This is a genomic window from Pseudomonas sp. PD9R (assembly GCF_019200975.1).
GTDB lineage: Bacteria > Pseudomonadota > Gammaproteobacteria > Pseudomonadales > Pseudomonadaceae > Aquipseudomonas.
In genome coordinates, this window is the sequence record NZ_JAHTMR010000012.1 from 152,296 (window position 1) to 164,910 (window position 12,615).

Annotated in this window: 10 protein-coding genes; all 10 read right to left on the reverse strand. The window is 57.5% G+C overall.

Features of this window, described 5'->3' with window-relative positions; translation table 11 throughout:
• Positions 1-74 precede the first annotated feature (74 nt).
• The 10 genes from KUF73_RS22075 to gyrA all read right to left on the reverse strand — a co-directional run bounded on the left by KUF73_RS22075 (position 75) and on the right by gyrA (position 12,236).
• On the reverse strand, positions 75-314 hold the full coding sequence (locus KUF73_RS22075) for a LapA family protein (protein ID WP_218440138.1): 240 nt from the start codon (positions 312-314) through the stop codon (positions 75-77).
• Between the two features lie 27 nt (positions 315-341).
• Positions 342-638: an integration host factor subunit beta gene (gene ihfB / locus KUF73_RS22080; protein ID WP_003369729.1), complete on the reverse strand. Its 297-nt coding sequence runs from the start codon at positions 636-638 to the stop codon at positions 342-344.
• Between the two features lie 153 nt (positions 639-791).
• A complete protein-coding gene (locus KUF73_RS22085; RefSeq protein WP_218440139.1) occupies positions 792-1,070 on the reverse strand; it encodes a hypothetical protein in 279 nt (92 codons plus the stop codon).
• A gap of 236 nt (positions 1,071-1,306) precedes the next feature.
• Complete coding sequence (gene rpsA, locus KUF73_RS22090; protein WP_218440140.1) at positions 1,307-3,001, reverse strand: 30S ribosomal protein S1; 1,695 nt, start codon at positions 2,999-3,001, stop codon at positions 1,307-1,309.
• A 119-nt stretch (positions 3,002-3,120) separates the two neighbouring features.
• Positions 3,121-3,810 (reverse strand): (d)CMP kinase, encoded by a 690-nt coding sequence (gene cmk / locus KUF73_RS22095; RefSeq protein WP_218440141.1) that lies wholly within the window; start codon positions 3,808-3,810, stop codon positions 3,121-3,123.
• Positions 3,807-6,014 (reverse strand): bifunctional prephenate dehydrogenase/3-phosphoshikimate 1-carboxyvinyltransferase, encoded by a 2,208-nt coding sequence (locus KUF73_RS22100; RefSeq protein WP_256345671.1) that lies wholly within the window; start codon positions 6,012-6,014, stop codon positions 3,807-3,809. Before KUF73_RS22100 ends, cmk begins: the two co-directional genes overlap by 4 nt.
• 28 nt (positions 6,015-6,042) lie before the next feature.
• Positions 6,043-7,155 carry a histidinol-phosphate transaminase gene (hisC, locus tag KUF73_RS22105; RefSeq protein WP_218440143.1) on the reverse strand — a complete coding sequence of 371 codons (1,113 nt, stop codon included), beginning with the start codon at positions 7,153-7,155 and terminating at the stop codon, positions 6,043-6,045.
• Between the two features lie 10 nt (positions 7,156-7,165).
• Positions 7,166-8,260, reverse strand: a complete 1,095-nt coding sequence (pheA, locus tag KUF73_RS22110; protein WP_016770924.1) for a prephenate dehydratase — start codon at positions 8,258-8,260, stop codon at positions 7,166-7,168.
• Entirely contained in the window at positions 8,260-9,345 is a 1,086-nt protein-coding gene (gene serC / locus KUF73_RS22115) for a 3-phosphoserine/phosphohydroxythreonine transaminase (RefSeq protein WP_218440144.1), read from the reverse strand. The genes pheA and serC overlap by 1 nt, the downstream gene beginning before the upstream one ends.
• 236 nt (positions 9,346-9,581) lie before the next feature.
• Positions 9,582-12,236: a DNA gyrase subunit A gene (gyrA, locus tag KUF73_RS22120; RefSeq protein WP_218440145.1), complete on the reverse strand. Its 2,655-nt coding sequence runs from the start codon at positions 12,234-12,236 to the stop codon at positions 9,582-9,584.
• Between the last annotated feature and the right edge of the window lie 379 nt (positions 12,237-12,615).

Consider the following 12,615-nt stretch of genomic DNA (forward strand, 5'->3'; position numbering starts at 1 on the left):
CTTAATGAACGTTTTACTAATGGGTACAGGCAAGCCGTGGTGCAAATTCGATAGCTGTCTCGCGCCCGTCAAGATTAGACAAGACGCTTACGTGAAGCTCTGGACGAACGCCCGATAAGCCAACCAAGTATCGGCCCAATCACCATACCGATCAGCAGTGCCAGAACCATCACTAGAGAGACGGGTAATTGCGGCCCGGCCCAACCGAGAAACAGCAGGGACACCGATTGCTGATTTTCGAGTACGAACGCCAGGATCGCCAGCACCAATAAAAGAATGAAGGCAGCAAGAAGCACTCGTTTGAGATTACGCATGAGCGACTCCTTGATCAGCGGCGACTGTCAAAGGCCTTCCTCCTCGTCCTCATTCACACGATCTCGCAGTTCTTTGCCCGGCTTGAAATGCGGAACGAACTTGCCGTCGAGGCTGACGGACTGACCGGTTTTTGGATTGCGACCTACGCGCGGTGCACGATAGTGCAGGGAGAAGCTGCCAAAACCACGGATCTCGATACGATCACCCGTGGCCAGACATTGGGACATTTGCTCAAGCATGGTCTTGATAGCCAGCTCCACATCTTTTGATGAGAGCAGCCCTTGATGGGTGACAATTCGTTCGATCAACTCCGACTTCGTCATATTTTTCCCTTCTTTTTCAAGCAGCTAGGAAAATCGCTTCAAAGGTTTTAGCACGTCCGAACGAATTTGAACAGTCCGGCTTTTGACTCACCTTACCCGCTACGCGCAGCCCGTTTTTCGAACATCGAAACACGATCAATCCTGGTTATGCGCTTACCTGCAAATCACCAGCATTGTGCGTGTCAGGTAGCCCGCTGGATTGAACCCAAAAGGGTATTCCTCCTCATCTTTGACATCATCAGACCTTGCCAAAACCTTATAGCCACTAGCCTTACACTCTTTGGCGGCTCGCTTCAGGCATTTTTCCCATCCTGACCCCAACCCGGAGCAATCAATCTCAATACCGCTGACACCGCGTACCACGTGTGTCTTGGCATTAGTGGTACAACCCGTCAATGTCAGTATTGCTATTGCGACAATGAGCTTGTTCATTCACTTCCTTACGTCAGGCGCACTGCCCGACCGTCGTTCGCTTCAGGCTACAGATTAGCTGCAAATAAACGATTGATCCTGCTGAAGAAAGATCGCTTGGAAATGATAGACCTCGTTGAAGATTGGAGGCGACCGGAAAAGATCGCAGTCTGCGGCAGCTCCTACAGGGAGTTTGCCAAATTTTTGGCACAAAAAAGGGCGACCGAAGTCGCCCTTTTTTTACAGAAAGTCAGAACTTAGTTCTGTTTTTCCGCTTGTGCAGCACGCAGCAGGTCACCCAGAGTGGTGGCTACTGGAGCATCCGTAGCTACTGGCTTGTCGCGCAGGCTCTGGATAGCTTCTTTCTCGTCTTCAACGTCTTTCGACTTGATCGAGAGCTGGATTACGCGGCTCTTGCGATCAACGCTGATGATCTTGGCTTCGACTTCTTCGCCTTCTTTCAGAACGTTACGTGCGTCTTCAACGCGATCACGGCTGATTTCGGAGGCTTTCAAAGTCGCTTCGATATCGTCGGCCAGAGTGATGATGGCGCCTTTAGCGTCAACTTCTTTCACGATGCCCTTAACGATTGCGCCTTTGTCGTTCTCTTGAACGTACTCGGAGAACGGATCGCTTTCCAGCTGCTTGATACCCAGGGAGATGCGCTCGCGCTCTGGGTCAACCGACAGGATAACGGTGTCCAGCTCGTCGCCCTTCTTGAAACGGCGTACGGCTTCTTCGCCCACTTCGTTCCAGGAGATGTCGGACAGGTGAACCAGACCGTCGATGCCGCCGTCCAGACCAATGAAGATACCGAAATCGGTGATCGACTTGATGGTGCCGGAGATTTTATCGCCCTTGTTGAACTGGCCAGAGAAATCTTCCCATGGGTTAGATTTGCACTGTTTGATGCCGAGGGAGATACGACGACGCTCTTCGTCGATGTCCAGAACCATAACTTCCACTTCGTCGCCGACTTGTACGACTTTCGAAGGGTGGATGTTCTTGTTGGTCCAGTCCATTTCGGAAACGTGTACCAGACCTTCAACGCCTTCTTCCAGCTCAGCGAAGCAGCCGTAGTCGGTCAGGTTGGTTACACGAGCGGTAACGCGAGTGCTTTCTGGGTAACGGGCTTTGATAGCAACCCATGGATCTTCGCCCAGTTGCTTGAGGCCCAGGGAAACACGATTGCGCTCGCGATCGTACTTCAGAACCTTGACATCGATCTCATCGCCAACGTTGACGATTTCGGAAGGATGCTTGATACGTTTCCAAGCCATGTCGGTAATGTGCAGCAGGCCATCGACGCCACCCAGATCGACGAATGCGCCGTAATCGGTGAGGTTCTTGACGATACCTTTGACTTGTTGGCCTTCCTGCAGGGATTCCAGCAGAGCTTCACGCTCGGCGGAGTTCTCGGCTTCGAGGACGCTGCGACGGGAAACGACAACGTTGTTGCGTTTCTGGTCGAGTTTGATGACCTTGAATTCCAGCTCTTTGCCTTCCAGGTGCGTGGTGTCGCGCACTGGACGGACGTCAACCAGAGAACCTGGCAGGAACGCACGGATGCCGTTAACGTCGACAGTGAAGCCGCCTTTAACCTTACCGTTGATAACGCCCTTGACCACTTCTTCGGCTGCGAAGGCTGCTTCCAGAACAATCCAGCATTCAGCGCGCTTGGCTTTTTCACGGGACAGCTTGGTTTCACCAAAGCCGTCTTCAACCGAGTCCAGCGCAACGTGAACTTCGTCACCGACATTGATAGTCAGATCGCCAGCGTCGTTGTAGAACTGCTCAAGCGGGATGAGTGCTTCAGACTTCAGGCCAGCGTGAACGGTTACCCAGCGAGCTTGGTAATCGATATCAACGATAACACCGGTGATGATGGAGCCTGCCTGAAGGTTCAGGGTTTTTAGGCTTTCTTCAAAGAGTTCCGCAAAGCTTTCGCTCATTTTAATTCCTGTTGATGAGGGCGAAGAATACGCCCATCTCCACACCCCAGACGGTGTGGGTTAGTTTCATTTAAAAGAAGCGCTGCGGGACTATGACTGGTCCCCCGCGGCCTTCTTCGTCACCCGGCGATATCGCGAATGGCGATCTCGCTCATGATGCGTTCCAGCACCTGATCGATGGACAATTCCGTGGAATCCAGCTGTATGGCGTCAGCCGCCGGTTTGAGCGGGGCTACCGCTCGCTGGGTGTCACGCTCATCGCGTGCACGTATCTCATCTAGCAGACTCGACAGACTAACACCATCGACTTTGCCCTTCAACTGCAAGTATCGACGGCGCGCACGCTCCTCGGCACTGGCAGTGAGGAAAATCTTCAACGGCGCGTCAGGAAAAACCACCGTACCCATGTCGCGACCATCAGCCACCAGACCCGGCGCTTCTTGAAAAGCACGCTGTCGTTGCAGCAGTGCCTCGCGTACCGCGGGCAATGCAGCCACTTGGGAGGCGCCGGAGCCGACACTTTCCGTACGGATCACATCGCTGACTTCGTCACCCTCAAGAATGATGCGCTGCAGCTGACCATCGGTCGCTGCAATGAACTGCACATCCAGATGAGCGGCAAGTTTTTTCAGCAACTCTTCATTGGTCAGGTCGACGCCGTGGTTATGCGCGGCGAATGCCAGCAGACGGTACAGCGCACCGGAATCCAGCAGATTCCAGCCCAGGCGCTTGGCCAGAATCCCGGCTACGGTGCCTTTGCCGGAGCCACTTGGCCCATCAATGGTGATGACCGGTGCAATGCTGTTCACGACTGAGCCTCTTGGGCAACGCGGATACCGACCTGCGCGCACAGCGCGAGGAAGTTAGGGAACGACGTCGCGACGTTGGCGCAATCATGGATACGAATCGGCGCAGTGGCGCGCAACGATGCAACACTGAAGGCCATGGCAATTCGGTGGTCGCCGTGACCATGCACTTCGCCGCCGCCGATCTGGCCGCCGTCAATAATAATGCCGTCCGGGGTCGGTTCGCATTTGACCCCCAGCGCCAGCAGGCCATCAGCCATGACCTGGATACGGTCCGACTCCTTGACCCGCAGCTCTTCAGCACCACGCAGCACAGTGCGCCCTTCGGCACAGGCTGCGGCCACGAACAGCACCGGGAATTCGTCGATAGCCAACGGAACCAACTCTTCAGGAATCTCGATACCCTTGAGTTTAGCTGCACGTACGCGCAGATCCGCTACTGGTTCGCCACCCACTTCACGCTGGTTTTCCAGGGTGATGTCGGCACCCATCAGACGCAGGATGTCGATCACACCGGTACGGGTCGGATTGATGCCGACGTGTTCAAGCACCAACTCGGAGCCTTCGGCGATCGACGCCGCTACCAGGAAGAACGCCGACGACGAGATATCGCCCGGTACTTCAATGTGCGTCGCCGTCAGCTTGTTGCCGGATTCGACCGATGCAGTTGCACCATTGACGGTAACCGGGTACCCGAAGCCGCGCAGCATGCGCTCGGTATGGTCGCGAGTTGGCGCAGGTTCGGTGACGGTGGTCTTGCCTTCGGCGTACAGACCCGCCAGCAGCAGGCAGGACTTAACCTGGGCACTGGCCATCGGCATGGTGTAAGTCAGGCCTTTGAGCTTGTGGCCACCACGAATGGTCATCGGCGGACGACCTTCAGCGGCGGTCTCGATCACTGCCCCCATTTCACGCAGCGGGTTGGCCACGCGATTCATCGGGCGCTTGGACAGCGAAGCATCGCCGGTCAGGGTGCTGTCGAAATTCTGCGCAGCCAGCAGGCCGGACAGCAGACGCATCGAAGTACCGGAGTTGCCCAGATAGATGGGACCCGGCGCAGGCTTCAGGCCATGCAGACCGACGCCGTGAATGGTCACGCGACCGTGGTGCGGGCCTTCAATGACCACGCCCATGTCACGGAATGCCTGCAAGGTCGCCAAGGCGTCTTCGCCTTCAAGGAAGCCTTCGACTTCAGTGACGCCTTCGGCCAGGGAGCCAAGCATGATCGAACGGTGGGAAATCGATTTGTCGCCCGGTACACGAATCCGCCCAGACAGGCGGCCACCAGGTTGTGCCAGGAAAATCAGGTCGTTGGAATTCATAGCGTCCACATAGGCCCGACGGGCAAGGATTTTACTGAAATGCTCGCGGGCAACCCGGGCGCGAGTGAAAACGCCCAACAATTGGTGCCCGTCCCCTGCATCGACCGCGTCGCGCAAAGCGTCGAGGTCGCTGCGAAATGTATCGAGTGTGCGCAGGACAGCTTCGCGGTTAGCGAGGAAGATGTCGTGCCACATGACCGGGTCGCTCCCGGCGATTCTTGTGAAATCGCGGAAACCGCCCGCAGCGTAACGGAAGATCTCAAGATTTTCATTGCGCTTGGCCAGCGAGTCGACCAAACCGAACGCCAGCAAATGCGGCAGGTGACTGGTTGCAGCCAAGACTTCGTCATGGCGCTCGACCTGCATGTGCTCGACATCGGCGCCCAATTCGCGCCACAAACGGTCGACCACTGCCAAGGCCGCTGGGTCGGTCTGATCCAGCGGCGTCAAAATCACTTTATGGCGGCGGAACAGCTCGGCGTTAGAGGCTTCCACCCCGCTCTGCTCCGAGCCGGCAATCGGATGGCCCGGCACGAAGCGCGGCGGAATACTGCCAAACGCTTCAGTGGCGGCACGCACGACATTGCCTTTGGCACTGCCGACGTCGGTCAGAATGGCCTCGCCCAAGTCCATACCAGCCAATCGGCCCAACACTTTTTCCATGGCGAGGATCGGTACGGCGAGCTGGATAACATCAGCCCCCTGACACGCAATGGTCAGGTCTTCTTCGCAGCGATCCACCACACCCAACTCGACCGCCAGCTTACGTGACTGCGGGTCGAGATCGACCCCAACCACTTCGCCACACAGGCCACTTTCACGCAAACCCTTGGCAAACGAACCGCCGATCAACCCCAGACCGACCACCACCAGGCGCCCGATCACAGGTTCAGCAGATTGCAGAGCAGTGACATCAACCACGAGCCAGAACCTTGGTCAGCGCCTCAAGGAAACGGCTGTTTTCGGCTGGCAGGCCGATGGTGATGCGCAAGTGGTTCGGCATGCCGTAGTTGGCCACCGGACGCACAATCACACCTTCGCGCAGCAAGCCCTGGAAGACCGGAGCCGCTTCGCGCCCCAGATCAACACAGATAAAGTTGCCTTTGGACGGGATCCAGCTCAGCCCCAGTTCGCGGAAACCCGCTTCCAGTTGCTGCATGCCGGACTCGTTCAGACGGCGGCTTTCGGCCAGGTACTCGCCATCCTTCAGCGCCGCGCATGCAGCAGCCAGGGCCAGGCTGTTGACGTTGAATGGTTGACGCACGCGGTTCAACACATCAGCAACCACTGGCGTGGACAAGCCGTAACCAACTCGCAGCGCTGCCAGGCCGTAAGCCTTGGAGAACGTGCGCGAAACCAGCAGGTTCGGATAAGCCGCGAGGAAGTCCAGACCATCCGGCAGATCGCTGCCTTCGGCGTACTCGATGTAGGCCTCGTCCAGCACCACCAAAACGTGTTCCGGAACGTCTTGCAGGAATTCGTCCAGTGCCTCGGTATCGAACCAGGTTCCGGTCGGATTGTTCGGATTGGCGATGAACACCACCCGAGTATTAGCATCGATCGCGGCCAGCATGGCCGGCAGGTCATGCCCCCAATCCTTGGCGGGAATCACTTTGGCCTGAGCACCAACAGCCTGCGTAGCGATCGGATAGACAGCAAATGCATGTTCGCTGAATACCGCATTGAGGCCTGGCGCCAGGTAAGCACGCGCGACCAGCTCCAGAATATCGTTGGAACCGTTACCCAACGTCACTTGATTCAGCTCGACGCGGCACTGTTCAGCCAGCAGGCTCTTGAGTGCGAAGCCGTTGCCGTCCGGATAGCGGGTCAGCTCGGCCAGCGCTTCGCGGATCGCTGCCAGCACCTTGGGACTGGCACCCAGCGGGTTTTCATTGCTCGCCAGTTTGACGATGCTGGCCGGATCGAGATTCAGCTCGCGAGCCAGTTCGTCCACGGGCTTGCCTGGAACATAAGGCGAAAGTTGTTGCACGCCCGGCTGCGCCAGAGCGAGGAAATTGCCACTCATTTGCTACCCCTTACAGTACGGCTTTCGGGTAGGAACCCAGCACTTTGAGTGCTACTGCTTCCTGGCTGATCTTTTCCAGCACACCTTTGATCAGCGGATCGCGGTGGTGGCCAACGAAGTCGATAAAGAACACGTAGGTCCATTTACCACTGCGCGACGGACGAGTCTCGATGCGCGTCAGGTCGATGCCATTGTCGTGGAACGGCACCAGCAATTCATGAAGCGCGCCCGGTTTGTTGCTCATGGAGACGATGATCGACGTCTTGTCGTCGCCGGTCGGCGGCACTTCCTGGTTACCGATCATGAGGAAGCGCGTGGAGTTGTCCGGACGGTCCTCGATTTTCTCGGCCAGTCGGGTCAGCCCATACAGACCCGCAGCCATGTCGCCGGCAATCGCCGCCGAGTTCCACTCACCCTTGACCCGCTTGGCCGCTTCGGCGTTGCTGGACACCGCCACGCGCTCGACATTCGGGTAATGGGCGTCCAGCCATTTGCGGCACTGGGCCAGCGACTGGGCGTGGGAATAGATGCGGCTGATGCTGTCGGTCTTGGTGTTTTCACCGACCAACAGGTGATGGTGGATGCGCAGCTCGACTTCGCCGCAGATCACCATGTCGTGTTCGAGGAAGCTGTCGAGGGTGTGGTTGACCGCACCTTCGGTGGAGTTTTCCACCGGAACCACGCCAAAGTTCACCGCGCCAGCCGCCACTTCGCGGAACACTTCGTCGATCGCCGCCATCGGCTTGCTGATCACGGCGTGGCCGAAGTGCTTCATTGCAGCGGCTTGAGTGAAGGTGCCTTCCGGGCCGAGGTAAGCCACTTTCAACGGCTGCTCAAGCGCCAGGCACGAAGACATGATTTCGCGGAACAGACGCGCCATCTCTTCGTTGCCCAGCGGCCCCTGGTTACGTTCCATCACACGCTTGAGCACCTGAGCTTCACGCTCAGGACGATAGAACACCGGCACTTCGCCTTCGGCCAGCGAGGCCATCTTTACTCGCGCAACTTCCTGGGCGCAGCGCGCACGCTCGCTGATCAGCTCCAGGACCTTGGTGTCCAGAGCATCAATACGAACGCGCAGTGCCTTGAGTTCTTGCTCAGACATTAGCCGTGTTCCTTCTCGAACTCTGCCATGTACGAAACCAGTGCGTTGACCGCAACGATGTCGACGGCGTTATAGATGGAGGCGCGCATGCCACCCACGGAACGGTGGCCCTTGAGGTTCAACAGGCCACGTTCGTCGGCGCCGGCCAGGAATGGCTTGTCGAGACGGTCGTCCGCGAGGCGGAACGGCACGTTCATCCACGAGCGGTCCGGCTTGTTGATCGGGTTGCTGTAGAGACCGCTGGCGTCGATGAAATCGTACAGCGTGCGCTGCTTCACTTCATTGAGCTTGCCGATGGCTTCGACACCACCCTGCTCTTTCAGCCACTCGAACACCAGGCCAGACAGATACCAGGCCAGGGTTGGCGGCGTGTTGTACATCGAGCCGTTATCGGCCGCGACCTTGTAGTTGAGCATGGTCGGGCACAGGGAGCGGGCGTGCCCCAGCAGGTCTTCGCGAACGATGTTCACCACGACGCCGCTCGGGCCGATGTTTTTCTGGGCGCCAGCGTAGATCATGCCGAAACGCGAAACATCGATTGGACGCGAGAGGATGTCCGAAGACATGTCGGCGACCAGCGGAACGTCACCGGTTTCCGGAACCCATTGGAATTCCAGACCGCCAATAGTTTCGTTCGGCGCGTAGTGAACGTAGGCCGCGTCTTTGGATAGCTTCCACTCGTTCTGGCCGGGAATAGCAAAATAGTCATAAGGCTTGGCGGACGCGGCAACGTTGACGTGGCCGTAGCGCGAAGCTTCTTCAATGGCTTTCTGCGACCAGATACCGGTGTCGATATAGTCGGCAGTGCCATTTTCCGGCAACAGGTTCAGAGGAATCTGAGCAAATTGCTGGCTGGCTCCACCTTGCAGGAACAGCACTTTATAGTTCGACGGGATATTCAGCAGATCACGCAGATCCTGCTCGGCCTTGGTGGCAATGGACACGAACTCATCACTGCGATGGCTCATTTCCATGACCGACAGGCCCTTGCCGTGCCAATCGAGGAGTTCACCCTGGGCGCGCTTCAGGACAGCTTCGGGAAGCGCCGCAGGACCGGCACAGAAGTTATAGGCTCTCTTGCTCACATCCAATCTCGCTCTGATCTGGTGGTATCACGCAATAAATCTGAAACTTTGAAAATCTGAAACCCTGTAGGAGCTGTCGAGTGAAACGAGGCTGCGATCTTTTGATTTTGATTTTTCAAAGCAAGATCAAAAGATCGCAGCCTCGTTTCACTCGACAGCTCCTACGGTCCTACATTCCTTATTCAAACGGGGGAAACAAGAAGGGGCGAATTTTCATCCGCCCCCTGTTTACCCGCTTATTCCTGTGGTTCTTCGTCAGCGGCAGCGTCGAGTTGCTGGTCTTCGGCAGCGTCGTCGATCACGACGTCACCAACAAATCCTTCAGCCTCTTCACCTTCCAGCTCTTCACCCTCGACTTCCGACGGCTCCTGAACCCGCTCCAGACCGACCAGCGTTTCATCATTGGCCAGTTTGATCAGGGTCACGCCCTGAGTGTTACGACCCAGGCTGGAGACTTCGTCGACACGAGTACGCACCAAGGTGCCCTGGTCGGAAATCAGCATGATTTCCTCACCGTCGAGCACCTGGACTGCGCCGACCAGACGGCCGTTACGCTCGTTGCTGACCATGGCGATAACGCCCTGACCACCACGTTTGTACTCAGGAAACTCGGTGATCGCCGTACGCTTGCCGAAACCACGCGCCGAAGCGGTAAGGATCTCGCTGCCTTCTTCCGGGATCAGCATGGAAATCAGCTTCTGGCCTTCCGGCAGACGCATGCCGCGTACACCACGAGCGGTACGGCCCATGGCGCGAACGTCGGTCTCCTTGAAGCGGGTTACTTTGCCGCCGTCGGAGAACAGCATGACTTCGCGCTCGCCGTCGGTAATGGCGGCGGAGATCAGTACGTCACCTTCATCCAACTCCAGCGCAATCAGGCCGACGCTGCGTTGACGGCTGAAGGATTCCAGCGGGGTTTTCTTCACGGTGCCTTTGGCGGTGGCCATGAAGATGAAGTGACCTTCGGTGTACTCTTCGACCGGCAGCATGGTGGTGATGTATTCATCACTGTCCAGCGGCAACAGGTTGACCAGTGGACGACCACGGGCTGCGCGGGATGCTTCCGGGATTTCGTAGGTTTTCAGCCAGTACACTTTGCCCTTGCTGGAGAACAGCAGCAGCGTGGTGTGACTGTTGGCAACCAGCAGGTGAGCGATGTAGTCCTCATCCTTGACGCCGGTCGCCGATTTGCCTTTACCGCCACGACGCTGGGCCTGGTACGCAGCCAATGGCTGGGTCTTGGCATAGCCGCCATGGGAAATGGTCACGACGCGCTCCTCTTCCGGGATCATGTCACCCAGGGTCAGATCGAGACGGGCATCGAGGATTTCGGTGCGACGCACATCGCCGTATTCGGCACGGATAACTTCCAGCTCTTCGCGGATCACTTCCATCAGGCGCGTGGCGCTGCTGAGGATGCGGATCAGCTCGCCGATCTGGTTGAGGATCTCTTGGTACTCGGCCAGCAGCTTCTCGTGCTCCAGACCAGTCAGACGGTGCAGGCGCAGTTCCAGAATGGCTTGCGCCTGTTCTGGCGACAGGAAGTACTTGCCTTCGCGCAGACCGTATTGCGGGTCCAGGGTTTCTGGACGGCATGAGTCGGCACCGGCACGTTCAACCATCGCCACTACAGCGCTGGATTCCCACGCCGTCTTGATCAGCGCTTCCTTGGCTTCCGACGGCGTTGGCGAGGCCTTGATCAGGGCGATGACCGGGTCGATGTTCGACAGGGCAACCGCTTGACCTTCAAGGATGTGACCACGTTCGCGCGCCTTGCGCAGCTCGAACACGGTACGGCGGGTAACGACTTCGCGACGGTGACGAACGAAGGCTTCCAGCAGATCCTTGAGGTTCAGAATCCGCGGACGGCCGTCGATCAGCGCGACGATGTTGATACCGAACACTGCCTGCAGCTGGGTCTGGGCGTAGAGGTTGTTGAGAATGACCTCAGGCACTTCGCCGCGACGCAACTCGATCACAACGCGCATACCGTCCTTGTCGGACTCGTCACGCAGCTCGGTGATACCTTCGAGTTTCTTCTCTTTTACCAGCTCAGCGATCTTCTCGATCAGACGGGCTTTGTTCAGCTGGTAAGGGAGTTCGGTGATGACGATCTGCTGGCGACCACCGACCTTGTCGATGTCTTCGATCATCGAGCGGGCGCGCATGTAAATGCGGCCGCGACCGGTGCGATAGGCTTCGATGATGCCCGCGCGACCGTTGATGATCGCGGCGGTCGGGAAGTCCGGACCAGGAATGTATTGCATCAGCTCGTCGACAGTCAGCTCGGGATTGTCGATAAGCGCCAGGCAACCGTCGATGACTTCACCGAGGTTGTGCGGCGGAATGTTGGTCGCCATGCCCACGGCGATGCCGCTAGAGCCGTTGACCAACAGATTGGGAATACGGGTCGGCATGACCGCCGGGATCATTTCAGTGCCGTCGTAGTTCGGCACCCAGTCCACGGTTTCTTTATGCAGGTCGGCCAGCAGCTCGTGCGCCAGCTTGGTCATGCGCACTTCGGTGTATCGCATGGCAGCGGCGTTGTCGCCGTCCACCGAACCGAAGTTGCCCTGACCGTCTACCAGCAGGTAGCGCAGCGAGAACGGCTGCGCCATCCGAACGATGGTGTCGTACACCGCGGTATCACCGTGCGGGTGATACTTACCGATCACGTCACCGACAACACGGGCAGATTTCTTGTACGGCTTGTTGAAGTCGTTGCCCAGCTCGCTCATCGCGAACAGCACACGCCGGTGCACGGGCTTCAAGCCATCGCGCGCATCCGGCAGTGCCCGCCCGACAATTACGCTCATCGCGTAGTCGAGGTAGGACTGCTTCAGCTCGTCTTCGATATTGACCGGGAGGATTTCTTTGGCCAGTTCGCCCATGAGAAGCCTGATTCCTTTTTCTGGTGAAACCTCGTCACATCCATATGGGACGAACGAAGCTCGCCGCTGCAGGCTGATTGCCATGCACCGACTTACGACAAATCAACGAGTTATGCCATGGATCTGCGCAGTAAAGGTAGCCCCATCGGGCAACCTTGGAAACCGCCGGATGTTATCACAAGAGCCGCCACGCACCTATCCCCCAGATGCGCATGGAGCATAGTTAGTTGACCGGTGACAGGCTTGAGGGGGACGAGAGAGGCTTAGAGCCTGGATCAACTGGCAATGACTTGCGTTTTATTGAGTATTCAACACCGACTCTCGCTTGTGAACACCGAATGTATGAGCTGCCGCAGGCTGCGATCTTTTGATTTGACTC